Origin of the sequence: Sulfuricella sp. T08 (assembly GCF_000971475.1) — a bacterium.
In the GTDB taxonomy this organism is placed as follows: Bacteria; Pseudomonadota; Gammaproteobacteria; order Burkholderiales; family Sulfuricellaceae; genus Sulfuricella.
In genome coordinates this window covers 164,925-189,950 of the sequence record NZ_DF967585.1, presented here as the reverse complement: position 1 = coordinate 189,950, position 25,026 = coordinate 164,925, and the positions used below count along the sequence as shown (strand labels likewise).

At 59.2% G+C, this 25,026-nt stretch carries 21 protein-coding genes and 1 tRNA gene; 9 read left to right on the top strand and 13 right to left on the bottom strand.

Annotation, left to right across the window (positions count from 1 at the left end; translation table 11 throughout):
- Window positions 1–148 precede the first annotated feature (148 nt).
- The 4 genes from proB to rplU all read right to left on the bottom strand — a co-directional run bounded on the left by proB (window position 149) and on the right by rplU (window position 2,970).
- Window positions 149–1,267 (bottom strand): glutamate 5-kinase, encoded by a 1,119-nt coding sequence (gene proB / locus SCT_RS16155; RefSeq protein ID WP_059425055.1) that lies wholly within the window; start codon window positions 1,265–1,267, stop codon window positions 149–151.
- Window positions 1,264–2,319: an Obg family GTPase CgtA gene (gene cgtA / locus SCT_RS16150; protein WP_059425054.1), complete on the bottom strand. Its 1,056-nt coding sequence runs from the start codon at window positions 2,317–2,319 to the stop codon at window positions 1,264–1,266. Before cgtA ends, proB begins: the two co-directional genes overlap by 4 nt.
- A 66-nt stretch (window positions 2,320–2,385) precedes the next feature.
- On the bottom strand, window positions 2,386–2,643 hold the full coding sequence (rpmA, locus tag SCT_RS16145; RefSeq protein WP_059425053.1) for a 50S ribosomal protein L27: 258 nt from the start codon (window positions 2,641–2,643) through the stop codon (window positions 2,386–2,388).
- A 12-nt stretch (window positions 2,644–2,655) separates the two neighbouring features.
- Entirely contained in the window at window positions 2,656–2,970 is a 315-nt protein-coding gene (gene rplU, locus SCT_RS16140) for a 50S ribosomal protein L21 (protein WP_059425052.1), read from the bottom strand.
- A 174-nt stretch (window positions 2,971–3,144) separates the two neighbouring features.
- Here rplU and ispB point away from each other — a divergent pair, with 174 nt between their 5' ends.
- The 5 genes from ispB to SCT_RS16115 all read left to right on the top strand — a co-directional run bounded on the left by ispB (window position 3,145) and on the right by SCT_RS16115 (window position 7,498).
- Entirely contained in the window at window positions 3,145–4,113 is a 969-nt protein-coding gene (gene ispB, locus SCT_RS16135) for an octaprenyl diphosphate synthase (RefSeq protein WP_059425051.1), read from the top strand.
- A gap of 13 nt (window positions 4,114–4,126) precedes the next feature.
- Window positions 4,127–4,203, top strand: a tRNA-Pro gene (locus tag SCT_RS16130).
- A gap of 50 nt (window positions 4,204–4,253) precedes the next feature.
- Window positions 4,254–4,478 carry a PP0621 family protein gene (locus SCT_RS16900; RefSeq protein WP_237759720.1) on the top strand — a complete coding sequence of 75 codons (225 nt, stop codon included), beginning with the start codon at window positions 4,254–4,256 and terminating at the stop codon, window positions 4,476–4,478.
- 42 nt (window positions 4,479–4,520) lie between these two features.
- Complete coding sequence (locus SCT_RS16120; protein ID WP_059425049.1) at window positions 4,521–6,122, top strand: PAS domain-containing sensor histidine kinase; 1,602 nt, start codon at window positions 4,521–4,523, stop codon at window positions 6,120–6,122.
- Complete coding sequence (locus tag SCT_RS16115) at window positions 6,119–7,498, top strand: sigma-54 dependent transcriptional regulator (RefSeq protein WP_082098397.1); 1,380 nt, start codon at window positions 6,119–6,121, stop codon at window positions 7,496–7,498. Before SCT_RS16120 ends, SCT_RS16115 begins: the two co-directional genes overlap by 4 nt.
- A 58-nt stretch (window positions 7,499–7,556) precedes the next feature.
- Here the strand turns inward: SCT_RS16115 and SCT_RS16110 are convergent, their stop codons facing one another.
- Window positions 7,557–10,052, bottom strand: coding sequence for a glycogen/starch/alpha-glucan phosphorylase (locus tag SCT_RS16110; protein ID WP_059425048.1), 2,496 nt, complete (start codon window positions 10,050–10,052; stop codon window positions 7,557–7,559).
- A gap of 106 nt (window positions 10,053–10,158) precedes the next feature.
- On the bottom strand, window positions 10,159–11,163 hold the full coding sequence (locus tag SCT_RS16105; RefSeq protein ID WP_059425043.1) for a sodium:calcium antiporter: 1,005 nt from the start codon (window positions 11,161–11,163) through the stop codon (window positions 10,159–10,161).
- Between the two features lie 55 nt (window positions 11,164–11,218).
- Here SCT_RS16105 and SCT_RS16100 point away from each other — a divergent pair, with 55 nt between their 5' ends.
- Genes SCT_RS16100 through SCT_RS16090 form a run of 3 tightly spaced genes read left to right on the top strand, consistent with a single transcriptional unit; the run spans window position 11,219 to window position 12,835 of the window.
- Window positions 11,219–11,542 (top strand): co-chaperone YbbN, encoded by a 324-nt coding sequence (locus SCT_RS16100; protein WP_159107928.1) that lies wholly within the window; start codon window positions 11,219–11,221, stop codon window positions 11,540–11,542.
- On the top strand, window positions 11,539–12,096 hold the full coding sequence (gene ampD / locus SCT_RS16095; RefSeq protein ID WP_059425035.1) for a 1,6-anhydro-N-acetylmuramyl-L-alanine amidase AmpD: 558 nt from the start codon (window positions 11,539–11,541) through the stop codon (window positions 12,094–12,096). Before SCT_RS16100 ends, ampD begins: the two co-directional genes overlap by 4 nt.
- 43 nt (window positions 12,097–12,139) lie before the next feature.
- Entirely contained in the window at window positions 12,140–12,835 is a 696-nt protein-coding gene (locus tag SCT_RS16090) for a Crp/Fnr family transcriptional regulator (RefSeq protein ID WP_059425032.1), read from the top strand.
- 227 nt (window positions 12,836–13,062) lie between these two features.
- Here SCT_RS16090 and SCT_RS16085 read toward each other — a convergent pair whose 3' ends face one another.
- The 7 genes from SCT_RS16085 to SCT_RS16055 form a co-directional block, all read right to left on the bottom strand.
- Window positions 13,063–13,326, bottom strand: coding sequence for a SemiSWEET transporter (locus SCT_RS16085; protein WP_059425029.1), 264 nt, complete (start codon window positions 13,324–13,326; stop codon window positions 13,063–13,065).
- Between the two features lie 2 nt (window positions 13,327–13,328).
- Window positions 13,329–14,186, bottom strand: coding sequence for a formyltetrahydrofolate deformylase (purU, locus tag SCT_RS16080; RefSeq protein WP_059425025.1), 858 nt, complete (start codon window positions 14,184–14,186; stop codon window positions 13,329–13,331).
- Window positions 14,187–14,217: 31 nt separating this feature from the next.
- A complete protein-coding gene (locus SCT_RS16075) occupies window positions 14,218–15,423 on the bottom strand; it encodes an efflux RND transporter periplasmic adaptor subunit (protein WP_059425023.1) in 1,206 nt (401 codons plus the stop codon).
- Window positions 15,424–15,585: 162 nt separating this feature from the next.
- Complete coding sequence (locus tag SCT_RS16070; protein ID WP_059425021.1) at window positions 15,586–17,574, bottom strand: C1 family peptidase; 1,989 nt, start codon at window positions 17,572–17,574, stop codon at window positions 15,586–15,588.
- 11 nt (window positions 17,575–17,585) lie between these two features.
- Window positions 17,586–18,542, bottom strand: coding sequence for a peptidoglycan-binding protein (locus SCT_RS16065; RefSeq protein WP_059425019.1), 957 nt, complete (start codon window positions 18,540–18,542; stop codon window positions 17,586–17,588).
- A 166-nt stretch (window positions 18,543–18,708) separates the two neighbouring features.
- Window positions 18,709–21,069 (bottom strand): FtsX family ABC transporter permease, encoded by a 2,361-nt coding sequence (locus tag SCT_RS16060; protein WP_059425017.1) that lies wholly within the window; start codon window positions 21,067–21,069, stop codon window positions 18,709–18,711.
- A gap of 91 nt (window positions 21,070–21,160) precedes the next feature.
- Entirely contained in the window at window positions 21,161–21,877 is a 717-nt protein-coding gene (locus SCT_RS16055) for an ABC transporter ATP-binding protein (protein ID WP_059425014.1), read from the bottom strand.
- Between the two features lie 250 nt (window positions 21,878–22,127).
- Here SCT_RS16055 and SCT_RS16050 point away from each other — a divergent pair, with 250 nt between their 5' ends.
- Complete coding sequence (locus SCT_RS16050) at window positions 22,128–24,971, top strand: ribonucleoside-diphosphate reductase subunit alpha (RefSeq protein ID WP_059425012.1); 2,844 nt, start codon at window positions 22,128–22,130, stop codon at window positions 24,969–24,971.
- The last annotated feature ends 55 nt before the right edge of the window (window positions 24,972–25,026 follow it).

Genomic DNA, 25,026 nt, shown 5'->3' with positions numbered 1-25,026 from the left:
AGTTGTAGCTCCAGCATAACGTTAGCTGCGCGAACGTTAGCCTTCACTGCAGCTTAGTGCGGCTCTTTCAGAGCAGCACTAAGTTGTGGCTCCGACCTAACCTTATGCTTCGCAGAAGGTTAGTCTTCGCCGCAATCTGGCTCTGCTTTTACAGCAGAACCAGATTGTCTCGATGGATCAATTCTGGTTCGTCAACGTAACCAAGGACGGATTCGATTTTCGTACTGGCGTGGCGCATGATTTTTTGGGTTTCCTGCGCACTGTAATTGACCAGGCCACGGGCGATTTCTTGCCCTTTCGCGTCCAGGCAGGTAACCACTTCGCCGCGCTCGAAATCGCCGGATATCGCAGTCACACCGATCGGTAGCAGGCTTTTGCCTTCCTTGCGCACGGCATTGACCGCGCCATCGTCGAGCGTGAGCCTGCCCCCGACCTGGAGGTGGTCAGCGAGCCATTGCTTGCGGGCCACGGTCTTTATTTCGCCGGCAATCAGTTGGGTGCCGATCGCCTCGCCTTGGGCAAGTCGGATCAGTACATCCGGTTCGCGTCCCCAGGCAATCACGGTATGAGCACCGCTGCGAGCCGCACGCTTGGCGGCGAGAATTTTAGTCAGCATGCCGCCGCGGCCGATATCGCTGCCGGCTCCGCCTGCCATGGTTTCCAGCGCCGGGTCGCCGGCGCGTGCTTCGGCCACCAGCGTGGCTGTAGGATCCCTGCGCGGATCGGCAGAATACAGGCCGGTCTGGTCGGTCAGGATCACCAGCGCATCCGCGTCGATCAGGTTGGTGACCAGTGCCCCCAGGGTATCGTTGTCGCCGAAGCGGATTTCCTCAGTAACTACGGTGTCGTTTTCGTTGATGATCGGGATAGTGTTCAGTTTGAGCAGGGTGCGCAGGGTGGAGCGAGCATTGAGATAGCGCTTGCGGTCGGCGAGGTCGTCGTGGGTCAGCAGGATTTGTGCGGTGTGCAGGCCATGCTTGCGGAAGCAGGTTTCATAGACCTGCACCAGCCCCATCTGGCCCACCGCGGCTGCGGCTTGAAGTTCATGCACGGCGCTGGGACGTTTCTTCCAGCCGAGGCGCTGCATCCCCTCGGCAATCGCGCCGGAAGAGACCAGCACCACTTCGCGTCCCATGGCTTTGAGGGCGGCAATCTGCGCCGCCCAAGTGGCGATGGCCTCATGGTCGAGGCCGGCGCCGCTGTTGGTGACCAGGCTACTGCCGACTTTTACGACCAGGCGTTTGCTGTTGGCGATAATGGAACTCAAGGCTGTGCTTCCTGCGTGTCCTCTGTAGGTTCTTCTATCGGTCGGTTCTGATCGAGAAACTCCATGATGGCGTAGACTACTTCCTTGCAGCCTTCTCCGGTGAGGGCGGAAATGATAAAACATTTCCCGTCCCAGCCAAAGTCCTTGAGGAACTGCTGTTTGTACTGGTCGCGTTCGTCTGCTGGCAGCATGTCCATCTTGTTCAGCAGCAACCAGCGCGGCTTCTGGTAAAGCGATTCATCGTATTTCTTGAGCTCGTTGACGATCGCATGCGCTTCTGCAACCGGGTTGGCGGTTTCGTCGTAGGGGGCGATGTCGACCAGGTGCAGCAGCAAGCGGGTGCGTGCCAGATGGCGCAGGAACTGGTGGCCGAGGCCGGCACCTTCGGCTGCGCCCTCGATCAGACCTGGAATGTCGGCAATGACGAAGCTTTTGTCGTGCTCCACGCGTACCACACCGAGGTTGGGGTGTAGCGTGGTGAAAGGGTAGTCCGCCACTTTCGGCTTGGCTGCCGAAACGGCGCGGATGAAAGTGGACTTCCCAGCATTGGGCATGCCCAGCAGCCCGACGTCGGCCAGCACCTTGAGTTCCATTTTGAGCTCGCGTACTTCACCCAGTTCGCCGTGGGTGAACTGGCGTGGAGCCCGGTTGGTACTGGACTTGAAGTGCAGGTTGCCGAGACCGCCCTTGCCGCCCTTGGCGATCAGGGCTTTCTCGCAGTCCTTGGCGAGATCAGCGATGATTTCATTGGTGTTGAAGTCGATGATAACAGTGCCGACTGGTACGCGCAGCACCATGTCTTCGCCGCCCTTGCCGTAGCAATCCGATCCCATCCCGTTTTCGCCCTTCTCAGCGCGGTGGATGCGGGCAAAGCGATAGTCCACCAGGGTATTGATGTTGCGGTCGGCAATTGCATAAATGCTGCCGCCACGCCCGCCATCACCGCCGTTCGGCCCACCCTTGTCGATGTACTTCTCGCGCCTGAAGCTGGCCGATCCGTTGCCGCCGTCACCGGCATGGACTTCGATTTTTGCTTCGTCAATGAATTTCATCGTGAGTGCTCAAATAAAAAAGCCCTATCGTTTGATAGGGCCTAAAGGCTCCACTATCCGGCTGGTTTAAGCCGGAGTGATGGTAACCACTTTGTGTTTTGCTGCACCCTTGATGGCGAAGCTGATGGTGCCGGATACCTTGGCGAACAAGGTGTGATCCTTGCCCATGCCGACGTTGTCACCGGCGTACATCTGGGTGCCACGCTGGCGAACGATGATGCTGCCGGCGGAAACCAGTTCGCCACCGTAGCGTTTCACGCCCAGACGCTTGGAATGGGAGTCGCGGCCGTTGCGTACACTGCCGCCTGCTTTTTTATGTGCCATTGCTTATTCTCCTTACTTCGCCGCGATGCCGTCGATGCGGATCTCGGTGTAGTTCTGACGATGCCCCTGATGCTTCTGGTAGTGCTTGCGACGACGCATTTTAAAAATCTGCACCTTCTCGCCGCGACCATGAGCGACTACCGTCGCCTTGACCGTAGCGCCGCTTATCAGGGGCGTGCCTACCGTGACTGCTTCACCGTCTGCAACCATTAATATCTGATCCAGTACGATTTCGCTGCCAATGTCTGCCGGTATCTGTTCTATTTTCAATTTTTCGCCGGGGGCAACGCGATACTGCTTGCCACCGGTTTTTATGACCGCGTACATATTGAGCTCCACACTTACTTTTAAAAAGGAACGCGATTGTACCAGAATTTTGTGACGAGGGTTAAATATTGTTTGGAAATTTGTTTAGAAATCAGTGGCAGGGCTGGAAAAACTTGACACCGAATTGCCCTCGTTCCTACCATTAGCGCTTTTCACCTAACCTCTGGATTTTTTGTGTCGCTGGAAGCCATACGTAGTCCCATCGAGTCGGACATGCTAGCCGTGGATGAAGTCATCCGCAAGCGGCTCTATTCCGAGGTCGTGCTGATCCGCCAGATCAGCGAATACATCATCAATAGTGGTGGCAAGCGCCTGCGCCCCGCGCTGGTGCTGTTGTCGGCGGGGGCATTCGGCTATTCCGGCAGCAATCATCACGTCCTTGCCGCGGTGGTCGAATTTATTCATACCGCCACCCTGCTGCACGACGACGTGGTGGACGAATCCAACCTGCGGCGCGGCAATGCCACTGCCAACGCCCTGTTCGGCAACGCTGCCAGCGTTCTCGTAGGCGACTTCCTCTATTCCCGGGCTTTTCAGATGATGGTCGGGGCGGGCAGCATGCGCGTGATGGAAGTCATGGCGGATGCAACCAACGTCATCGCCGAGGGCGAAGTGCTGCAACTGTTGAATTGTAACGACGCGGATATCGACGAGGCGCGTTATCTTCAGGTGATCCACTATAAAACCGCCAAATTGTTCGAAGCCGCCACCCGCCTCGGTGCGATCCTGGGTAATGCCTCCAGGGTCGACGAGGAGGCCATGGCAGTCTATGGGATGCGCATGGGCACAGCGTTCCAGCTGATCGACGACGTGCTGGATTATTCCGGTGACCATGCCGAAACCGGCAAAAACGTCGGTGATGATCTGGCTGAGGGCAAACCCACGCTGCCCCTGATCTATGCCATGAAAAACGGCACACCGCAGCAAGCAGAGGTGATCCGCAGGGCGATCGAGCATGGCGGCCTGAGCGAGCTGGATGCAGTGATGGCCGCGATCCGCGATACCGGCGCGCTGGATTATGCGAAAAGCCAGGCGAAGGCTGAGGCACGGGTGGCGTGCGAGGCGATTTCGCATCTGCCACATTCAAAATACAAGGAATCTTTGCTACAATTGGCAGACTTTTCGGTAACGCGAAGCTACTGAAAATAAATCAAAACGGGGTGTAGCTCAGCCTGGTGGAGCGCTGCGTTCGGGACGCAGAGGCCGGAGGTTCGAATCCTCTCACCCCGACCAGTTCATCCGAATATTGAACCCTGAGGTGCCTCGTTGACTGAGGCAGAGTGATGTTGATCAAGCTGATACTTCTTGCTTTGGGTGCGTGGGTTGTTTACCGCCTCGTCAAAAGCTATGGCCGCAGGATCAAGCAGGAGGACGCTCCAAAACTCGAAGCCGGCGAGGACATGGTGCGTTGCGCCCATTGCGGAGTGCATCTGCCGAGGAGCGAAAGCATCGTCAGTCACGGTGTATCTTTTTGCACCAATGAGCATCGCCAACTTCATCAGAAGTAATCCTTCGTTCGCCCGGCCGATTCGGCCGAGCGATACCCTACAATGCTGACAGAATGGCTACAGGTTAGGCCCAGGCCTCAACCCGAGTCATACTGGCGGTATCTCCGCTATTTCAATCTATTTCGACTGACCCTGGCAGGTACTTTTGCCGTCGCCTATGCTCTATTTGGCGCCATCAATCCCTTTGGTGCTTACCATCCCTCCCTGTTCTACGCTACCAGCATTGCTTACGTGTTCCTTGCGGCGCTGATGATCGTGCTGATCGATATTCGCTGGCCGCGCTTCAATCTGCTCCTGAGTGCCCAGGTGAGTGCGGATATTGTGTTTATCGTGCTGCTGATGCATGCCAGCGGGGGTATTCAGAGCGGACTCGGGCTGTTCCTGCTGGGGCCGCTGGTAGCCACCGGCATGGTCAGCCGCGGCCGACTGGCAATGTTTCATGCCGCGATGGCGAGCATAGCCCTTTTGCTCGAGCAGACCTATCAGGTGATGGTGCTGGAGGGAAGCGCCAAGGACTATCTGCAAACCAGCCTGACCAGCATGGGGTTTTTCGCTATCGCCGGTCTGGCTTTTGTCCTGACCAAGCGCCTGACTGTGACCGAGAATCTGGCGCAGAAACAGAGCATTGACCTTGCCAATCTGGCCCAGGTCAACCAGCTGGTGATTCAGGGCATGCAGGATGGCGTGCTGGTGGTGGACGAGCAGGGGCGGGTGCGTCAGCACAATGGCGAAGCCGAGAAATTGCTGGGAAAGCCGTCAGCTGTCTGGAGCAGGCTCATCCTCAACAACTATTTCCCTGCATTATCTGAGTGCCTGCAGCGCTGGCATACAGACCCGAGCAACGATCGATTTGAACTGAGCGTGCCGGCCACCGGTAAGCGGATTCAGGCGAGTTTTACCGCGATCGGCTGGGATGAGGTGCTGGGTGCGGTCATTTTTCTGGAGGATCTGAGCCTGATGCAGGCTCGGGCGCAGCAGAACAAGCTGGCTGCACTAGGCAGGCTGACGGCCAACATAGCACATGAGATTCGCAATCCCCTGAGCGCGATCAACCATGCGACTGAATTGTTGCAGGAAGAGCCCGGCAAGGATGCGACCCAGGCACGGCTGTTGCAGATCATACATGATAATACCCATCGCCTTGACCGTATGGTTCAGGATGTCTTGCAGCTTAATCGCAGGGACCGCGCCACGCCGGAAACGCTCCACCTGGGTGAGATTTTGCGCCAGTTCACCGAACAGTTTTGCCAGACCGAAAAAATCCCGGCCAAGGTTGTTGTTCTGGATGTGGCGAATGATCTGACAGTACGCTTCGACCGGCATCACCTTGACCAGGTACTATGGAACCTGTGCCGCAATGCCTGGCGCTACTGCAGAAGGCAGGATGGCAGCATACGCCTGCGAGCTGCGGTTGCCTTGCCTGGGAATGTTGTACAATTGGATGTGGCCGATGACGGGCCCGGGGTTGCCGAAGTGTTGCGTACCCAGCTGTTCGAGCCATTCTTTACCACCGACAGCACTGGCACCGGTTTGGGGCTTTATATTGCTCGCGAACTATGTGAAGCGAACGGGGCCACGCTCGATTACATTGAGGCCCCACAAGGCGGGCAATTCAGGATAAGTACTGAAGGGGTGATGGATTGAACCGGACACTGCAAGTTTCCCGGAATAACGAAGAGCAACCGCGTCGTGTGCTGGTTGTGGACGATGAAGCCGACATCCGCGAGCTGCTGGTAATGACGCTGCAGCGCATGGGCTTGGAGGTCGATGCGGCAGCTAGCACGTTCGAGGCGGAGCAGTACCTGCACAAGAACTACTATAATCTTTGTCTCACCGACATGCGTTTGCCAGACGGGGATGGCCTTGGTTTTCTTGAATATGTGACCAAAAATTATCCCGGCAAACCGGTGGCGGTGATCACCGCCTACGGCAGCGCGGAAAATGCTGTCGCTGCCCTCAAGGCAGGCGCATTCGATTATCTTTCCAAGCCGGTTTCCCTGGCACAGTTGCGTGCGCTGGTCAATTCCGCGCTCAAATTGCCAAGTTCAAGTCAGTCAAGAAAAATAGAAGAGAGCCAAGCCGCAGCCGGCCAGCCGGTACTGCTCGGCAATTCACCCCTGATGCTGCAGACCCGCCAGATGATAGCAAAGCTGGCGCGTAGCCAGGCGCCGATCCATATAACCGGAGAATCGGGCAGCGGCAAGGAGCTGGCGGCACGGCTGCTCCATCTTGATGGCCCGCGTGGCGATGCTCCCTTCGTTGCAGTCAATTGCGGGGCGATTCCCGAAAACCTGATGGAAAGCGAGTTCTTCGGTTACAAGAAGGGCGCTTTCACTGGTGCCAACCAGGACAAGGATGGTTTTTTTCAGGCGGCAGCCGGTGGAACACTGTTTCTGGATGAAGTGGCGGACCTGCCCCTGCCGATGCAGGTGAAGCTGTTGCGCGTCATCCAGGAAAAAATGGTGCGCAAGGTGGGGGCCACCCAGGAAGAGCCAGTGGATGTGCGCATCATCAGCGCCACTCATCAAGACCTCGGACAATGCGTGGAAAGTGGGAGGTTCCGCCAGGACTTGTTTTACAGGCTCAACGTGATCGTGTTGAAGATGCCGGCTTTGCGCGAAATCCCTGACGATATCCCGCTGCTGGCCGGGGAGATACTCAAGAAAGTGGCGTGTCTGAACACTGAGCCGCCGAAATTGAGTCTGACCGCGTTGAAGGAACTGCGGGAATACGATTTTCCCGGCAATGTACGCGAGCTGGAAAACATCCTTGAGCGGGCGATGGCGCTGACCACGGGGGGTGAGATTGGCAAGGAGGATTTGCAACTCGCAGCAAAGCCGCAGAAAGACGCGGCCCATCTGAAAAGCTTGCCGCTGCAGGAATACCTCGACGCCGTAGAAAAAGAGGTGATTCTGGAAGCGCTGGAAAAAACCCGTTTCAACAAGACCGCGGCAGCCAAGCTGCTTGGCATCACCTTTCGGGCGTTGCGTTATCGCCTGGAGCGGCTGGGGATGGATTAGCAATGGGGTATGAGTGATGGGGAAGGGGATAAACTTTTTTTGCAACACCCTTCACCCATCACCCATCGCCAAGCTCACGCAGCACTGATTTCACTCCCCAGATTTTCTCCGCGTATTCCCTGATGGTGCGATCGCTGGAGAACTTACCCATACCCGCTACGTTGAGGATGGCCTTGTGTGCCCAATCGCCGGGGTTGCAGTAGAGAGCCTCAATTTTTTCATGGCATTCGACATAGGCGGCGTAGTCAGCGAGCAGCATGTATTGGTCGCCACCGTCAGTAAGCGCGTCAATGATCGGGCGGAAGCGGTTGGGGTCATCCGGCGAAAAAAAGCCTGAGCCGATCATCTCCAGCACCTGCCGCAGTTCCCCGTTGCTGTGGTAATAATCCCAGGGGTTATAGCCCTTGCCCTGCAGTTCGGCGACTTCCGCCGTATTCAGTCCGAAAATGAAAATGTTGTCCGCACCGACTTCATCGCGAATTTCGATGTTGGCCCCATCCAGGGTGCCGATCGTCAGCGCACCATTCAAGGCGAGCTTCATGTTGCCGGTACCGGATGCTTCGGTGCCGGCGGTGGAGATCTGTTCGGAAATGTCGGCAGCGGGAATGATTTCCGAAGCAGTGGTCACATCGTAATTGGGAATGTACACCACCTTGAGCAGATCCCTTGCGGCCGGGTCATGGTTGACGATATCCGCCACGTCATTGATCAGCTTGATGATCAGCTTGGCCTGCACATAACCTGGGGCTGCCTTGCCGCTGAAGATCACGGTGCGCGGCAGCTGGTCGGCCGCCGGATTGGCGCGGATGCGGTTGTACAGCGTGACGACATGGAGCAGGTTGAGCAGTTGCCGCTTGTATTCGTGGATACGCTTGATCTGTACGTCGAAAAGGGAGGCAGGGTTGACCTTAATGCCCAGGTTTTTCTCGATTATTTTGGCCAGCGCTTCCTTGTTGGCCTGCTTTACTCGGCGGAATTTCTCCTGGAAGGCCTTGTTGGCGGCAAATTTGGCGAGCTTGCCGAGCTGTTCCAGATTGGTGATCCAGTCGCTGCCGATGTGCTCCTTAATCAGTTCGGCCAGACCGGGGTTGGCCTGGTTGAGCCAGCGCCGAGGGGTGATGCCGTTGGTGATGTTGATGATCCTGCCGGGATAGAAGCGGTCGAAGTCGGCGAAAATGGTCTGGCGCATCAGTTCAGTGTGGATTTGCGCCACGCCGTTCACCTGGTGGCTGCCGACGATGGCCAGGTGCGCCATGCGGATGCGCCGTCCATTGTCCTCGTCGATGATGGACATGCGCTTCAGCAACTCGCTGTCGCCGGGATGGTGGTGGCGAATATCATTCAGGAAGCGGTGGTTGATTTCGTAGATGATTTGCAGGTGGCGCGGCAGAATCGTCTCGAACAGGCTGGTCGGCCAGGTTTCCAGCGCCTCCGGCATGAGCGTGTGGTTGGTGTAGGAGAAGGTGCGGGTGACGATATTCCAGGCACGATCCCAGTCGAGGTGGTATATATCCAGCAGGATGCGCATCAGTTCGGGAATCGCGATCGAGGGATGGGTGTCGTTGAGCTGGATTGCCACCTTGTCAGGCAATTCATCGAAATTTTTGTGGAATTTATTGAAGCGGTAGAGCATGTCCTGCAACGAGGCGCTGACGAAAAAATACTGCTGTTTCAGGCGCAGTTCTCTGCCCATAGCTGTAGAGTCGTCAGGGTATAGCACCTTGGAAAGGTTTTCGGACTGGTTCTTGTCCTCCACCGCCTTGATGTAGTTGCCCTCATTGAAATACTGCAGATCGAAATCCCGCGAAGCCTTGGCCGACCACAGCCGCATATTGTTCACCGATTCGCCGCCATAGCCTGGCACCGGCGTGTCGTAGGCCATCGCCATGACATCCTCGGTGTCCACCCAGTGGTGGTGCAGGCTGCCGTCCTCGCTGACATATTCCAGCGGCCGGCCGTAAAATTTGACTGGGTACAGCACCTCAGGGCGCGGGAACTCCCATGGATTGCCATAGCGCAGCCAGTTGTCGGGGTGCTCTACCTGCCAGCCGTTTTCGATATGCTGGTTGAACATGCCGTATTCGTAACGGATGCCATAGCCGTAGCTCGGCAGGCCGAGGGTAGCCATGGAATCCAGGAAGCAGGCAGCCAGGCGCCCCAGTCCACCATTGCCAAGGGCGGCGTCTGGTTCCACTGCGCGCGCCTGTTCCAGGTCCAGGCCGGCATCGAGCGCGGCCTGGTGACAGCGGTCCAGATAGCCCATGTTGAGCAGACTGTTGGTCAGGGACCGGCCGATCAGGAATTCCATTGACAGGTAATAGATGCGCTTAGCATCGGCACGGTAATAGCGCCGCATGGTTTCCATCCAGCGCCCGGTCAGCTGGTCGCGGGTGACATGGGCGAGCGCGAAGAACCAGTCGCGGGGGGTGGCGGTGAAATGGTCCTTGCCAACGGAATAGGTGAGGTGATTGGCGAGTGCGTGGCAGAAAGGCGCCGCATCCTTGTTTTTCGCGGGTTGAGGTGACGGCTCCGTGGTTGCCGGTTTCCTGGCCATTGCGTTATCTCCCGTTATGCGGATCTGTCGAAGCAGAACCATGTATTACGGGCAGAATACCCCCATGCAGGTAGGTGGTAAAGGTTTGGCGTGACTTAGAAGTTTCTTAGCTCAGTACAATAATCAGGTAAGAAACATACATCGCCCCGTTAACGGCCAGATGCCAGACCTTGAGCTGTCCGCGGCTGACCATGAGCCTGACCCATAGCGCGGCCAGAAGGGTGATGACGATGCCCGCCAGCACTTCCTGGCGAGGCTCCCACGGCGTCAGCATGATGCCGATGGCGGGCAACAGGGTGCCCTGAAATACCATTGCGCCGGTGATGTTGCCGAAGGCCAGGGTGTCCTTGCGCTTGCGGATCCACAGGATGCTGTTGACCTTTTCAGGCAGTTCGGTGGCGATCGGGATGATCAGCAGCGACAGCAGCAGGGGAGAGATGCCGAGCAGCCTGGATGCATCTTCCACGCCATAAATGAAACCCTTGGCGCCTGCCACCAGCAAACCCAGGCCAAGGGCAAGCTGGATCAGGATCATCAGCATGTTTTGCGGCAGTCCCAGGCGGCACAGGAACATTTTTTCATGTGCTTCGGTGCCATGGCCCTCCTTGACCAGATGGGCAGAAGCGCGCAGGGTGAGCATGATGTAGACGAAGTAAGTCAGCACCAGGGTGAAGCCGATGGCGGCGCGGATCGCCGCCTGTTGGTGCGGTACGAAGAGGGCGATAGCGGAAAAGGAAAACGCCGCCAGGAAGAAGTTCAGGTCGCGGGTCAGGCCAGTCCGCTCCGGCGTGAAATGGCCGTGGATGCCGCGTTTTTTCAGTACCGCCAGTGCCATCAGGGAGATCGACAGGGTGGATAGCATCAGCGGCGCACCGAGGATCGCGCCGACCCCGATTTCCTCGTTGAGGCGGGTGTCGGCCGTGCCCGCCATCAGTGCCAGCAGCGGCACCATGGTTTCCGGCAGGGCGGTACCTATGGCGGCAAATAGCGAGCCGGTGACGCCTTCCGAGATCTTCAACTTTTCGCCCAAATGCTCCAAGGCATTGGTAAATACCTCGGCGGCAATTAAAATGACGATCAGCATCAGGAACAGAGTGGCAAAAGTGGTCATGGGCGGTTTCCCTGAAAAAACGTGGCGCGATTATAGCATTGTGAAATTTACAAACTTGACCGAATTCGATTTCTACCCGCGATTGGCGCAAAGCCCGGGCATCAGCCTGGTGCTGTTTTCAGGACCGCACTGCGGCACCTGCCGCAAGGCCGAGACGGTATTGCCGCAGGCACTGGCAGGCACGGTGGAGCATTTGTTCAAGGTGGATGTGGAAAAAAGCATCGCCCTGGCGCGCGAATATGAGATATTCCATCTGCCAGCGTTGCTGCTGTTCGTGGACGGCCATTTTCATGCCGAGATACATAGCCCGCTGCTGCCTGAAAAGCTGCAGCAGGCGGTGGAGAAGGCCTTAACATTACCTGCCGAGGAGGCCCCGTGAAGATAGACAAGTCAGGATTCCTGCAGGGCGTGAATTTCATTGCCTCGCCCAACTGCGACGATCGACCGCCTGAAGTGGAGTTTGATATTCCGCTGCTGGTGATCCACAACATCAGCCTGCCGCCGCGCAGCTATGGCGGCAGCGGCGTGATCGATTTTTTCACCAACCAGCTCGATATCTGGCAGCACCCTTATTACGAGATGATTGCCGATCTCAAGGTTTCTACCCATTTTTTCATCCGCCGCGAAGGCGAGGTGATCCAGTTCGTGTCGTGCAACAAGCGCGCCTGGCATGCCGGTGTATCGAACTGGCACGACCGCATTCGCTGCAACGATTTTTCAATAGGTGTCGAGCTGGAGGGCAGCGATGACGATCCGTTTACCGATATCCAGTACGAGAAGCTGGCGGAGCTGACGCGTGCCATACAGGAGGCTTACCCGATCAAGGAAATCGTCGGTCATTCGGATATCGCCCCGGTGCGCAAGACCGACCCGGGGCCGTGCTTCGATTGGCAGAGATACCGGAACCAGATTGCCACCACAGGGTCAGATTAATGAGCATATCTTTTTCGATGTCCAACTTGAACCATCATTGCGCATGAGTAAAATATTACCTCCTGTCGGTTCCGACTGCGTCAGCTGCAGCATCCGCAAGACGGTCCTGTTCGCCGGGCTGGAAATCAGCGATTGCGAGAGCATACACCACCCGATCGACGACATCGCGCTTGCCCCGAATGAAGTGCTTTACCGGGCGGGCGATACGGCGCGGGCGGTATTTACCATTCGCAGTGGCTTGCTCAAGCTGGTCCAGTATCTGCCGGACGGTCGCCAGCGCATCGTCCGGCTGCTCCGCGCCACCGATGTCACCGGCCTGGAAGCGCTGCTTGGCCAGTCCTACCAGCATGACGCCATTGTTTTGCATCAGTCGGAAATTTGCCGAATTCCTCTGGAAGTGATTCAGCGGCTGGACCAGGATAATCACAAGCTGCGCAAGGAGTTGATGGTGCGCTGGCAGCGTGCGCTTGACGAGGCGGATGCCTGGCTGACCCAGCTCGCCACCGGCAGTGCCAGGGCGCGCATGGCTCGCCTGCTGCTGCGCCTGGTCAGCGGCAGGGAAGGCGGCAGCTGTGAACTGTTCGGGCGCGAGGACATGGGGTCGATGCTCGGTATCACCACCGAAACCGCCAGCCGCATCATCGCCGAGTTCAAACGCAGCGGGGCACTGCAGGAGATTCCCGGTAGCGTCTCGCTCAAATGTGATACCGCCACGCTTAACAAGATTGCCGCCGATTGAGAATTGTCAATGACGGTACTTTCCCTTCTCGACTAATATCACCCTATCGCGTTCGTTCCCAAGGCGGGCGCGGTAGACACTTGATTGTGTTGTCCTCCTCCGAGCCGCCCGCAAGCGGTTCTTTGGCCCGCCTGTCCCCCCTGACAGGCGGGTTTTTTTATTCAGGCTGTACAGCTATGCGTTCAGCCTGTTCGATTGATATAGGCTGTCTTCCCGTTCCATTGCGTTTATTTCCGCTCATTCAGCTTGAGCCACAGGACAACTGCGGCGAGGGCCAGGGTGATGCCATTGCCGATAATGATAGGTGTGCTGCCGATGAGCAGCCCATAGGCCAGCCAGAATGCGACGCCGAGGGTGAACAGGGCATACATCGGCAGGGAGATGCCGGACAGGTCGCGGGTGCGCCAGGATTTCCAGGCCTGAGGTACGAAGGCCACAGTGGTGAGGATAGCTGCCGGGTAGCCGATCAGTTCGCTGAGTTCCGCCAGCATTTTCAGTCGAAAATCACGGTTTTGTTGGCATACAGCAGGATGCGGTTTTCGATATGCCAGCGCACCCCGCGCGATAGTACGACCTTTTCCAGGTCGCGGCCTTTCTGGATCAGATCGTCGATCGCGTCGCGGTGCGAGATGCGGGCGACATCCTGCTCGATGATCGGGCCGTCATCGAGCATTTCGGTGACGTAGTGGCTGGTTGCGCCGATCAGCTTGACGCCGCGCTCGAAGGCGCGGTGATAGGGCTTGGCGCCGAGGAAGGCAGGAAGGAAGGAATGGTGGATGTTGATGATACGGCTCGGGTAATGCCGGATGAAGTCTGCGGACAAGACCTGCATGTAGCGCGCCAGCACGATCAGGTCGATGTGATGGTGGCGCAGCAGGGCGAGCTGGGTCTTTTCCGCTTCCTCTTTGCTGTCCTTGTGTACTGCGATGTGCTGGAACGGGATACCGTAGGAATCGGCGATCCATTTGGTGTCGTCGTGGTTGCCGATGATCAGCGGAATGTCGCAGTGAAGTTCGCCGCTCTGGTGGCGGTAGAGAAGATCGACCAGGCAGTGGTCATAGCGTGACACGAAGATCGCCACACGCGGGCGGGAGGCCGATTGTGCCAGGTGCCACTGCATCTGGAATGTTTCGGCGATCGGCGCGAAGTGCTGCTCGAACTGGCCGATCTCCAGATCGAAGTCGTGCAGATCCCATTCGACGCGCATCAGGAACAGGCCCAGTTCGCTGTCCTGATGCTGGTCGGCGTGCAGAATGTTGGCGTTGTGGCGGTAGAGGAAATCGGCGATGCCCGCGACCAGGCCTTTGCGGTCTGGACAGGAAATCAGCAGGATGGCGGTGTTCTTAGTCATTATTGTTACAGAAAATTGCTGAAAAAATTAATCATACACCAGCTGTAATCTTTATGCGGCGCCCGTCCTTGAGCGTATCGCCGGGATGCACGATGACTTTTTCACCAGGTTGCAGGCCCTTTTCCACCACTGCTTCCAGCCCGCCACGCCGGGCCAGTTGCACCGTGCGTCTGACGGCCTTGCCGTTGGCGACGGTGAATACTGCCCATTGCCCCCCGTCACGAAATAGCGCGCTGACCGGCACTTTGATCGCATTATCCAGGCTCGCCACGATGATGCTCGCATCCACCTTGTAACCGTCGCCAAGTGATTGCCATTTTTCGGCGGGAGAGGTGAGGTCGATCACAACGTTGACGCGCTGCTCCTCAACTCCCAGGGCTGAAACCTTGGTAAAGGCTGCCGGCTCCACCCGCCTGACGCGACCTTCGAGCGGATCTGCTTTTCCCCAGCGCAGGAGCCGTACCGGAGCGCCCGGTTTGATCTGTACCGCGTCGGTGCTGAGTACATCCACCACCACTTCGAGCTCGGCGGGCTGGCCGACTTCCAACAGCGGCGTACCCACTGCGACGGTGGCCTCGCTTTCCTGCACTACCCTGAGAACCTGGCCGGAAACCGGGGTGCGCACTTCCCAGCGCCTCGCTGAGGGTTTTCCGGCGGCTTCGCCGCGAACCTGGAGCAGGGCGGCGCGGGCCACTGATACGTCGTGTGCGGCGGCATGGTCGGCATAGCGGGCTGCCTCCAGTTCGCGCAGGCTGATCTTGGTTTCAAGTTCAACCTGTTCCAGCTGGGCAGCTGAAACGAAGTTTTTTGCAGCCAGCTTGCGGGTGCGCTCCAGATCGGAGTGGGATTTGTCCAGCGCCGCCCGAGCCCGTTCGACTGTGGCCGTGGCGCGCAGCCTGATTGCTTCAGCTGCGCCTACGCGTTCGGTGAGTTCTCGTTCGGTGCGCACATCCAGCAGGGCAGGCGAGCTGGGGTCAATGAACGCCAGCACCATGCCGGCTGTGACTGCATCGCCGGCCTTGAGCGTAATCCGCTGGAGTTTGCCGGCGAGCGGAGCGGACACCACGTAGCGTTCGCGCACTCGGGTTTTGCCGTCGTCCTCGATGACCTGCTCGAAAGGGCCGCGCGTGACTTCAGCGACTTCCACCAGCGCCGGTTGCGGACGGAATGCCATGGCCAGCGCACCGAGCAAGGCGATAGCGAGCAGGACGAGTAGTGTTCTTTTGATCCACATCATGTTTGGATTCTAGCAGCCTGCCGGGCTTAAGTATTGTCTGCTCGACAGCACTACCAGATTCCATTTGACTTTGGCGTTTTCTGGCTGCACTGCAGGTACAGCCAGAGATCAGCATCGTTATAACCGATGGTCACCATCCGTGGCGGTGGTTCGCCATGATCGTTAGCTCAATCTCAGCCTGCGCGCCCGCAGCGACGCGGGGGTACGGGCAAATTCAAACGGCGCTTGCGACGTGCCATGGCCGAGGATACGTGCCAGGGTGGCGAGCACGGTTGGTTTGTCGTCGTCGAAATCGCCGTGGTGGCGTGCTGTGGAATGAATGGGCGAGCCGTCCTCGGCGGTGTTTGGTGAGCGTACCCAGTCGGCTTTGCCGTTCTTGAACAGCGCGGAGAGTTCGGCGTCTGTGCGGACGAATTTCTCCATCCCCAGGATCGGCTCGCCATCTGGCTGGAATACCGGGATGCGCACCCGCTCTTCGAAGGCGTTGGACACCAGATACAGCAGCGACTTGTGGTAGACGTTGGCGCAATTGTCGTCCTGTTCCACCTGGTCGGTGAGGGTAAACAGGGCAAAGCGCTTGATGCTGCCACTTTTGACCGCCGGCAGGTAGGCCTGCTTGAACAGATCGACAGTGCAGGCGGGCGCCCACAGGGTGCAGGTTTCGACCTTGCGGCCCAGGCCGGTCGCTCCGCTCATCGGGCCGGTGGCGATTTTTCCCTTGGCGGTGAGCAGCTGGATAATCGGTGCATTGAAAATGCTGCCCGCGCTGTGACCGGCAAAGTGGATTTCTATCGACGGATCCTGCGCCAGCAGCTGGTTCAGGTGGCCAAGCGCGATGCGTGCTCCACCATTCTCCTTCATCGTGGCGAACACACCGTTTTCCTTCATCTCGCTCCACATCGCCTTTCCGCCCAGCATCCGCGCCAGAGGTTCGAGTGCGTCGTCGAGCCGGTCAAGCATGAAGTCCTTGGCCACATCGAGCAAACCTTCCGGGCGGCGCCGGTGGTGGGCGTCCTCCAGAATGTTTTTGATCGTGGTCCAGGCGTCGGTTTTCCAGCTAAAGGCCAGCGGGTACACTTCCTGCTCCAGTAACGCATTGCGGTAGTCGGCGACGCGCTGGATGGCCGACTCCTCGTTCACCAGTCCGCCGTGGGCGTAGATCAGCAGGCGTTTCTTTTTCCAGCTTTGGGTGACGCGCAGGAAGTCCTGCTTGATAATTTCCTCCACGTCGCTAGCCGTGGTGCCGAAGGTGCCGCTGGTACGTAGCGCTCCGTCGTTGCCGATGCTGATGATGTGGGGCCGCAGATCGGGATAGGAGTAGGCTTTGGCGCGCGCGATGCCGGCATGACGCGGCGCGGCGCCCTTGGCGGCAGTTTCCAGTATTACCGGCGCGCCCAGCCGGGCCACCCACACGTCGGTGCCGTTGGCGAGCCAATCCTTGTAGGTGACCAGCGCGTAGCCTTGCTGCCCCCAGTCCGGACCCCACGAATTCTGGATCCAGAACCCGCGCTCGTCGAAGGCGACGATGGCGAACGCATGGCCGCCCAGTATCTCGTCCTGCAGCGGGATCACACCATTTTCGCCCACTGCTTCCCATCCCGCGTGCACGCTGGCGGTGGCGTACAGAATACCGACTTCGGCCAGCGCCGCGTGCATCGCCACCAGATCCTGGTGGTTGACGCGGAAGTAGGCTCCCAGCGGACGCCCGGCGGCATCTGCGAGGCGCGTCTCGGTCAGTCGCGGGTCGGGTTTTTTCGGGTCGTAGGGCCACACCGATGTGGCGCACACCCCATGCTTGTTCCACCCCTTCATTGCGCCGCGCGCGCTGGAGCCATCGTATTTTTCACCGGGCCATTCGTCGTAGCGCTTGGCCATTTCGTACAGCATGCGCGGGCTGACCGAGTCCTTGCCTTTTAATTCCTTGCGCTTGCGCAGCAGGTAGTTGGCCACGGTCGCCAGCCCGAAGCCGGTGCAGGCACCTTCCTGGCCCTGGTTGAGTACGGGTACTTGCACCTTTGCATAGTTTTCCAGGGGGATGCGCTTCGGCACTTCGATCAGCGTCGCCTCGTACATCTTGTCGCGAAAATCCATTGTGTCCGGCCGGACGTTGTAGGCGCGTTGGGGTGTCTTCGTTTTCTTGCCAGCAGCCATGATCGTTCTCCTTATTCAGTTAACACGATGCCAAATTGTTCTTCCAGGTTGTAGCGGATACCGTGAACTATGCCTTCGCCTTTGGCGATGCAAAGCTTCCTGCTTCTGACGTCCTCGACCCAGCGCGAGTTGGCCGCCTCGGCGCGGCGGTTGGCGACGATTTTCATCTTCTCCACCTCCAGCGTTGTGCGCGGCAGATCGGGCGCAAGGCTGGCGAAATCCGCCAGTATCCGTGCTTTGGTAAGGTCCCGGATACTGCCGTTTTGCACTTTGATGTCGAACATCAGGGCGGCAGCGCGTTGCGACCAGAGGCCGAAATCGGAACACAGGCTGAGCGCCGACTGATACAGTGTCGCCGCGTATTTCTGCTGGATCGCCTGGCATTCCTGCGTTCTGGCGAGGGACTTGAACATGCCGCACCACGGCTCGTTGATGGTGTGCCGGACCGGGTGCTGGATGCTGGCCGCGAAGCTCATCAACTCGCGTTTGCCGGCGTTCAGTACTGTGGCCAGTACGTCGTGCTGTTCCCGGAAAATCGACCGGACGATATCGGGGTGCTGCACTATCATGTCCTTGAGCAGCGGCTGAAGCGAACCCTGGCCGAAATTCCACTGGCACACGCCAAAGCTGATGCCCTGGCCGTCGAAATCGCCAGAGAGGCCGGCAAAGCAGTCGGGAAAGCCGGAATTGGTTTCGAACGCACCGGTCAGCGCCAGGCAGCGATAGTCGAGTGGTTTGGAGAGCAGAGAGGGGGCTGGAATTTTGGCATTGAACAGCGTTTTCCAGGTAATGGGGCCGACGTCGCCGTCCACTTCGAGGCCGGTATTCTGCTGGAAAGCTTTTACAGCAACTTCGGAGCCGCCGCCGAAGGCGCCGTCGATCGGGCCTCGGTATAGACCCAGCGCTTGCAGCCTTACCTGGATTTGTCTGACTTCTTCTCCGCTGGAGCCGATCCGGTAGGTGGCCATGTGTTCCTCCTCCTGATTATTTAGATAGAATAAATATAGTTCACTTTTGGCGGCCTGTCGGTCTTAAGGCCGGCTTGTTGAACCTGTTCAGTCTGATTGCCGGAGGAACGTTGAATTTTCGTATTTCTTTAAACTGATGTCTGGATGGTAGCCAGGGATTGCCCGTTTATTCCCTGGTCTTCAATACTGCCACCAGATCCAGGTGATCCACCCGGTGGCGCACGATCAGCGAACTGGCCACGCCGGCGGCCAGGATGACGAGAGCGGCATAGGCATAGGTGCTGGAGGTGATGACAAGCGGGAAGGTAATGGTCTCGGCAGTCATCATGGAAACGATCAACGCTGACAACAGGTAGCCCAGCCACAGGCCGAGCGGGATCGCCAGTGCGATTTCGATCGCGAGCTCGCCCAGCAGCAGCCCGGAAACCTCGTGACGGGTGAAACCCAGTACGCGCAGGCTGGCCAGTTCCCAGGATCTTTCCGCCAGGGAGATGCGGGCGCTGTTGTAGACTACGCCCACCGCGATCGCGGCGGCGAATGCGGTCACGATGGCGGTGAAAAAAAGCAGGAAGCGGGCGTTGGTTTCGCGGAAGCTGCGCAGCAGTTCACCCTTGATGGAAACCGTGGCGACCTGGGGCATTTCCTTGAGGCGCGCATAAAATTCCTTTGCCAGTGCCGGATCCAGCGTCAGAGCCACGGCGGAGATGGATTCTCCCTCGCCCATCAGCCGGTTCAGGGCGGCGATGTCCATGTAGGCGGAAAGGCCGACCAGGTCGTTGACGACTCCGGCAACCACGGCTTCACGTTTCGCGCGGGTGGCTTCGAGGGATTCCAGCGTCAGCCGGTCGCCGGGTTTGACCGCCAGCCGTTCTGCCAGTCGCCGGGAGAGCAGGATGCCGTCGGGAGACAGGGGTACGCGGTGCAAATCGGTATCCAGCAACTGACGCAGTTGCGCATCCGGGGGAAAGCCGGACACGGCGGTGCGGTAAGTGTGATGGCCGGCACGCAGGCGCACCGGCACGGAGCGCACTTCCTCGGTGCGCAGCACGCCGGGCAGGCGGCCGATTTCATAAAGGGCGCTGCGGGCGACCGGATTGACGAACACCACGTTCACATCGCCCCGGTCGGCCATGTAGAACTGGACATCGATCAGGTAGTTCACCGAATCCCGCCAGAAAGTCCCGGACACGAGGATGGCAACCGAGCAGGCGATGCCGAAGGTGGTCAGCAGGGTGCGCAGCAGGCGGCGTTCCAGGGTGCGGATCACCATGCGCGCCTGGGGTGAGAGCAGATGTGCCAGGCCGAGCCGTTCCAGCAGCAGGCGCCGGTAGCGGGTCGGGGCGGGCGGGCGCATCGCTTCCGCCGGCGCCAGTGACAGGATGCTGCGCACGGTGCCGAGCGCAGCGCCCGCGGCGGCTGCCAGGCTGATGCCTGACGCCACCACGGCAATCCATGGCTGGATGCGGTAGATCAGGCGTGGAAAGTGGAAAAACAGGGTATACATCGCCGTCATTTCATAGCCCATCCAGGCGCCGATGCCGAAGCCGAGAACGATGCCGGCCAGCACGATCGCCAGCACCAGTTTGAGGTAGTGGGCGGCGATGGCGAAGTCGGTATAGCCGAGCGCTTTCAGGGCCGCGATCTGGTCGCGCTGGGTGGCTACCTGGCGGGCCAGCACCACGTTGAGCAGGAATGCTGCCACGCCGAGGAAAATGGTGGGGAAAATCGTGGCCATGGTTTTTTGCTGGTCGATCTCCTGGCTCAGGATGCGGTGCGAGTTCTGATCCTTGCGGCCGTAAGCACTGAGGCTGCCGTAAGGTTCGAGCAGGTGGTCGAGGGCATCGATCACCGCCGCCTCGCTGGCCCCCGGTGCCAGACTCAGCGACACGCGGTTGAATGCGCCCTCCATGTCGAAGGCAGTCGCCAGGCGCTCGCGTTCCATCCAGAACACGCCAAATCCCTTGTCGTCCGGGATCTCGCCGCCGCGGGAGGCGAAGATGTATTCCGGCGATAGCACGATGCCGACGATATCCAGGGTTTCGCGCTTGCCGTTGAGCAGGGCGGCGATGTGGTCGCCGGGTTTAAGCCCTCGTGCCTTGGAAAATCCCTCCGAAACCAGGGCTTCATTCCTTTTTCCATCTTCAGGCAGGCGGCCCTGGCGCAGAAACAGGCGGTTCAGGCTGGGCTGTCCGCCGTTAGCCAGGCCGATCATGCGGCCGATCACCGGCTCGGCCACGCCCGGGATATCCAGGGTCACATCCTGTACCACGGTGGTTTCCACCGCGGCGACCCCCGGCAATTCGACAATTTGCCGTTCCACCGGCCGGGGTGCGCGCTTGACGTCGGCGAACACCTGGGCAAAGCGCGCCTCCTCATAATAGGAATGACGCGACCATTGCAGCGAATCGTAAGTGGATAGCAAGGCGATGAAGGAGCCGATGCCCGAGGCCACTACCAGGGCGATGGTGAACGCCTGGCTGCGCATCTGCCAGAGGTCGCGCAACAGCTTGCGGTCGAGGGCTTTCATTGCGGGAGTGAGGAGTAAGGAGTGAAGAGTGAGGAGAACGGAGGGTGGCAACTCCTCACCCCGGACTCCTCACCCCTCACCAGGTTTAACGTCACCATGACAACTCCGATGGAGTCAGTTTGTGCGGGTTGGTCTCCACCGAGGCGATATGCCCGTCGGCCATGCGCATCACCCGGTCGGCCATGCCGGCGATGGAGGCGTTGTGTGTGATCACTACCGCCGTGGTGCCGAGTTCCTGGTTGATCCTGGCGATCACTTCCAGCACCACCTTGCCGGTTTCGTAGTCGAGCGCCCCGGTCGGTTCGTCGCACAGCAGCACGTCCGGCCGTTTGGCGATAGCGCGGGCGATGGCCACGCGCTGCTGCTCGCCGCCGGATAGCTGGGAAGGAAAGTGGTCCATGCGGTATTCCAGTCCGACCAGTCTTAAGGCTTCTTCCGGCGTCATCGGTTTGGGCGCGATCTCGGTCACCAGGGCGACGTTCTCGCGCACGGTGAGGCTGGAAATCAGGTTGTAGAACTGGAATACAAAGCCGACGTGATCGCGCCGGTATTCGGTCAGTTCGCGCTCGCCGGAGGTGGCCAGGTTGTGGTCGCGCCAGAATGCCTCGCCGCTGGTGGGCGTGTCCAGGCCGCCGAGGATGTTGAGCAGGGTCGATTTCCCGCTGCCCGAAGGCCCCAGCAGCACGACGAACTCGCCCTGGTAGATCTCGATATCCAGCGCGCGCAGGGCCGGTACCTCCACTTCTCCCATGTGGTAAGTCTTGGTCAGGCCGCGCGCGACGAATACGGTTAGTGGCGATGGCTGCATGTGATGAAACCCTCTCCATTTCAGACTATCCAACAAATGGTCCTTTTACAACTTTGGCGCCCACAGCGGCTTACACGGCAGATGAAAATTGAATGGAAATTCTGGTTGCGTTTTGTCAACCGCGATACTAGAATTAGTGGTAATTTGATAGCCCAGACACAACATGTTGTGGATATGTAGTGGATATGTTGTGGACAAGAGGTTAGCCAAGCAGATGTACCGCAATAATAAATCAGGAGGATAACCACCCATGCAGCTTTCTACCGATTCCGTTTCGCCTTCCCCTTTTGCAGCCTCGAATTTCGGTTCCGGCGAAACCGCGACGGGCAGTGAATCCATTTATGCCCAATACCGGATCATCCGCCGTAACGGCTCAGTGGTCGGTTTCGAACCCGCCAAGATCTCGATTGCACTGACCAAAGCGTTCATCGCCGTCAATGGCGGCCAGGGTGCGGCTTCCGCGCGCGTTCGCGAGGTTGTCGCCGCGCTGACCGAGAGCGTGGTGTCCGCCCTGATGCGTCGCCAGCCCAACGGCGGCACGTTCCATATAGAAGATATCCAGGACCAGGTCGAACTGGCGCTGATGCGCTCCGGCGAGCACGACGTCGCCCGCTCCTACGTGCTGTACCGCGAGCAGCGCACCCAGGAGCGCGCCCGGCAGAAGCTGGAGCAGCCCGCTGCCGCGCCACATGTCATCAATGTCATCGAAAATGGCCTGACCCGCCCGCTCGACATGGCGCACCTCAACGCGCTGCTGCAATCCGCTTGCGCTGGACTGGGCGAGGCCGTTACGCCGCAGCCTATCCTCGAACATACCCTGAGGAATCTGTACGACGGCGTGCCGATCGAGGAAGTGGGCAAGGCGGCCATCCTCTCCGCCCGCACCCTGATCGAGAAAGAGCCGGCCTACAGCTACGTCACCGCGCGCCTGCTGCTCGACACCATCCGCAAGGAAGTGCTGGGCGAGACCACCAGCCAGGCCAACATGGAGACCCGTTACGCCGAGTATTTCCCCGACTTCATCAAGCAGGGTATTGAAGCCGAGCGCCTCGACGAGCGTCTGGCGCAGTTCGACCTGAAGCGCATGGGCGCTGCCCTGGTGGCCTCGCGCGACCTGCAGTTCGGCTACCTCAGCCTGCAAACCCTGTACGACCGCTATTTCCTGCACATCGACGAGCGCCGCATCGAGCTGCCGCAGGCGTTCTTCATGCGCGTGGCGATGGGCCTCTCGCTCAACGAGATCGACCGTGAAACCCGCGCCATCGAGTTCTACAATGTGCTCTCCAGCTTCGATTTCATGAGCTCGACGCCGACCCTGTTCAACTCCGGCACCCGCCGCTCGCAGCTTTCCTCCTGCTACCTGACCACGGTGAGCGACGACCTCGACGGCATCTACGAAGCGATCAAGGAAAATGCACTGCTCTCCAAGTTCGCCGGCGGACTCGGCAACGACTGGAGCCGGGTGCGCGCGCTGGGCAGCCATATCAAGGGCACCAACGGGAAATCCCAGGGCGTGGTACCGTTCCTGAAAGTGGTCAACGACACCGCCGTGGCGGTGAACCAGGGCGGCAAGCGCAAGGGCGCGGTATGCGCCTACCTGGAAACCTGGCACCTCGACATCGAGGAATTCATGGAGCTGCGCAAGAATACCGGCGATGACCGCCGCCGCACCCACGACATGAATACCTGCAACTGGATTCCCGACCTGTTCATGAAGCGCGTGATGGAAGCCGGCGACTGGACCCTGTTCAGCCCGAACGACGTGCCCGACCTGCACGACAAGTTCGGCAAGGCGTTTGAAGAGGCTTACATAGGCTACGAAGACAAGGCCGCGCGCGGCGAGCTCAAGCTGCACAAGAAGATTCCCGCTCTGCAGCTGTGGCGCAAGATGCTCACCATGCTGTTTGAAACCGGCCATCCCTGGATCACCTTCAAGGATCCGTGCAACCTGCGCTCGCCGCAGCAGCACGTGGGCACGGTGCACAGCTCCAACCTGTGCACCGAGATCACGCTCAACACCAACGAGCACGAAATTGCCGTATGCAACCTCGGTTCGGTCAACCTGGTAGCGCACCTGAAAGACGGCGTGCTCGACACGGTCAAGCTGCAAAAAACCGTGCGCACCGCGATGCGCATGCTCGACAACGTCATCGACATCAACTACTACGCCGTGGCCAAGGCGCGCAATGCCAACCTCAAGCACCGTCCGGTGGGCATGGGCATCATGGGCTTCCAGGACTGCCTGCACGCCCTGCGTGTTCCCTACGCCAGCCAGTCTGCGGTCGAATTCGCCGACCGCAGCATGGAAGCCGTGGCCTACTACGCCTACATGGCTTCCACCGAGCTGGCCGAAGAGCGCGGCCGCTATGCCACCTTCACCGGCAGCCTGTGGGACCGCGGCATCCTGCCGCACGAGTCCAACGCCCTGGTGCGCGAGGCACGCGGCGGTTATCTGGAGCTGGACGAGTCCGCCACCCTCGACTGGGAAGCCCTGCGCAGCCGCATCAAGCAGTTCGGCATGCGCAACTCCAACTGCCTGGCGATCGCACCGACCGCGACCATCGCCAACATCGTCGGGGTCTCTGCCAGCATCGAGCCGACCTACCAGAACCTCTACGTCAAATCCAACCTGTCGGGCGAGTTCACCGTGGTCAACGATTATCTGGTGGAAGACCTGAAAGCGGCCGGGCTGTGGGACGAAGTGATGATCTCCGACCTCAAGTATTTCGATGGCACGCTGGCCAAGATCGACCGCATACCGGCCGAACTGCGCCAGCTTTACGCCACCGCCTTCGAGGTCGACCCAAGCTGGCTGATCGAAGCCGCCGCCCGCCGCCAGAAGTGGATCGACCAGGCGCAGAGCCTGAACATCTACATCGGCCAGCCTTCCGGCAAGAAGCTCGACGAAACCTACAAGCTGGCCTGGATTCGCGGTCTCAAGACCACCTACTACCTGCGCAGCCTGGGCGCCACCCACGCCGAGAAATCCACCTCCAAGGCCGGCGCGCTGAACGCCGTGCCGGTGGATGGGGGGATGGTGGCGGAGACCAAGTTCTGCTCGATTGACAATCCTGAATGTGAGGCCTGCCAGTAATAAAACAACTAACCACGGTCATGTAGGTTGGGTTAGCGGCTTTATCGCGTAACCC

What these genes read in the sequence shown, in the direction of transcription:
- cgtA (WP_059425054.1), bottom strand. Translation starts at nt 2,319, where the DNA reads ATGAAATTCATTGACGAAGCAAAAATCGAAGTCCATGCCGGTGACGGC.
- rpmA (WP_059425053.1), bottom strand. Translation starts at nt 2,643, where the DNA reads ATGGCACATAAAAAAGCAGGCGGCAGTGTACGCAACGGCCGCGACTCC.
- rplU (WP_059425052.1), bottom strand. Translation starts at nt 2,970, where the DNA reads ATGTACGCGGTCATAAAAACCGGTGGCAAGCAGTATCGCGTTGCCCCC.
- SCT_RS16900 (WP_237759720.1), top strand. Translation starts at nt 4,254, where the DNA reads ATGTTGATCAAGCTGATACTTCTTGCTTTGGGTGCGTGGGTTGTTTAC.
- SCT_RS16120 (WP_059425049.1), top strand. Translation starts at nt 4,521, where the DNA reads ATGCTGACAGAATGGCTACAGGTTAGGCCCAGGCCTCAACCCGAGTCA.
- SCT_RS16110 (WP_059425048.1), bottom strand. Translation starts at nt 10,052, where the DNA reads ATGGCCAGGAAACCGGCAACCACGGAGCCGTCACCTCAACCCGCGAAA.
- SCT_RS16105 (WP_059425043.1), bottom strand. Translation starts at nt 11,163, where the DNA reads ATGACCACTTTTGCCACTCTGTTCCTGATGCTGATCGTCATTTTAATT.
- SCT_RS16090 (WP_059425032.1), top strand. Translation starts at nt 12,140, where the DNA reads ATGAGTAAAATATTACCTCCTGTCGGTTCCGACTGCGTCAGCTGCAGC.
- SCT_RS16085 (WP_059425029.1), bottom strand. Translation starts at nt 13,326, where the DNA reads ATGCTGGCGGAACTCAGCGAACTGATCGGCTACCCGGCAGCTATCCTC.
- purU (WP_059425025.1), bottom strand. Translation starts at nt 14,186, where the DNA reads ATGACTAAGAACACCGCCATCCTGCTGATTTCCTGTCCAGACCGCAAA.
- SCT_RS16075 (WP_059425023.1), bottom strand. Translation starts at nt 15,423, where the DNA reads ATGATGTGGATCAAAAGAACACTACTCGTCCTGCTCGCTATCGCCTTG.
- SCT_RS16070 (WP_059425021.1), bottom strand. Translation starts at nt 17,574, where the DNA reads ATGGCTGCTGGCAAGAAAACGAAGACACCCCAACGCGCCTACAACGTC.
- SCT_RS16065 (WP_059425019.1), bottom strand. Translation starts at nt 18,542, where the DNA reads ATGGCCACCTACCGGATCGGCTCCAGCGGAGAAGAAGTCAGACAAATC.
- SCT_RS16060 (WP_059425017.1), bottom strand. Translation starts at nt 21,069, where the DNA reads ATGAAAGCCCTCGACCGCAAGCTGTTGCGCGACCTCTGGCAGATGCGC.
- SCT_RS16055 (WP_059425014.1), bottom strand. Translation starts at nt 21,877, where the DNA reads ATGCAGCCATCGCCACTAACCGTATTCGTCGCGCGCGGCCTGACCAAG.
- SCT_RS16050 (WP_059425012.1), top strand. Translation starts at nt 22,128, where the DNA reads ATGCAGCTTTCTACCGATTCCGTTTCGCCTTCCCCTTTTGCAGCCTCG.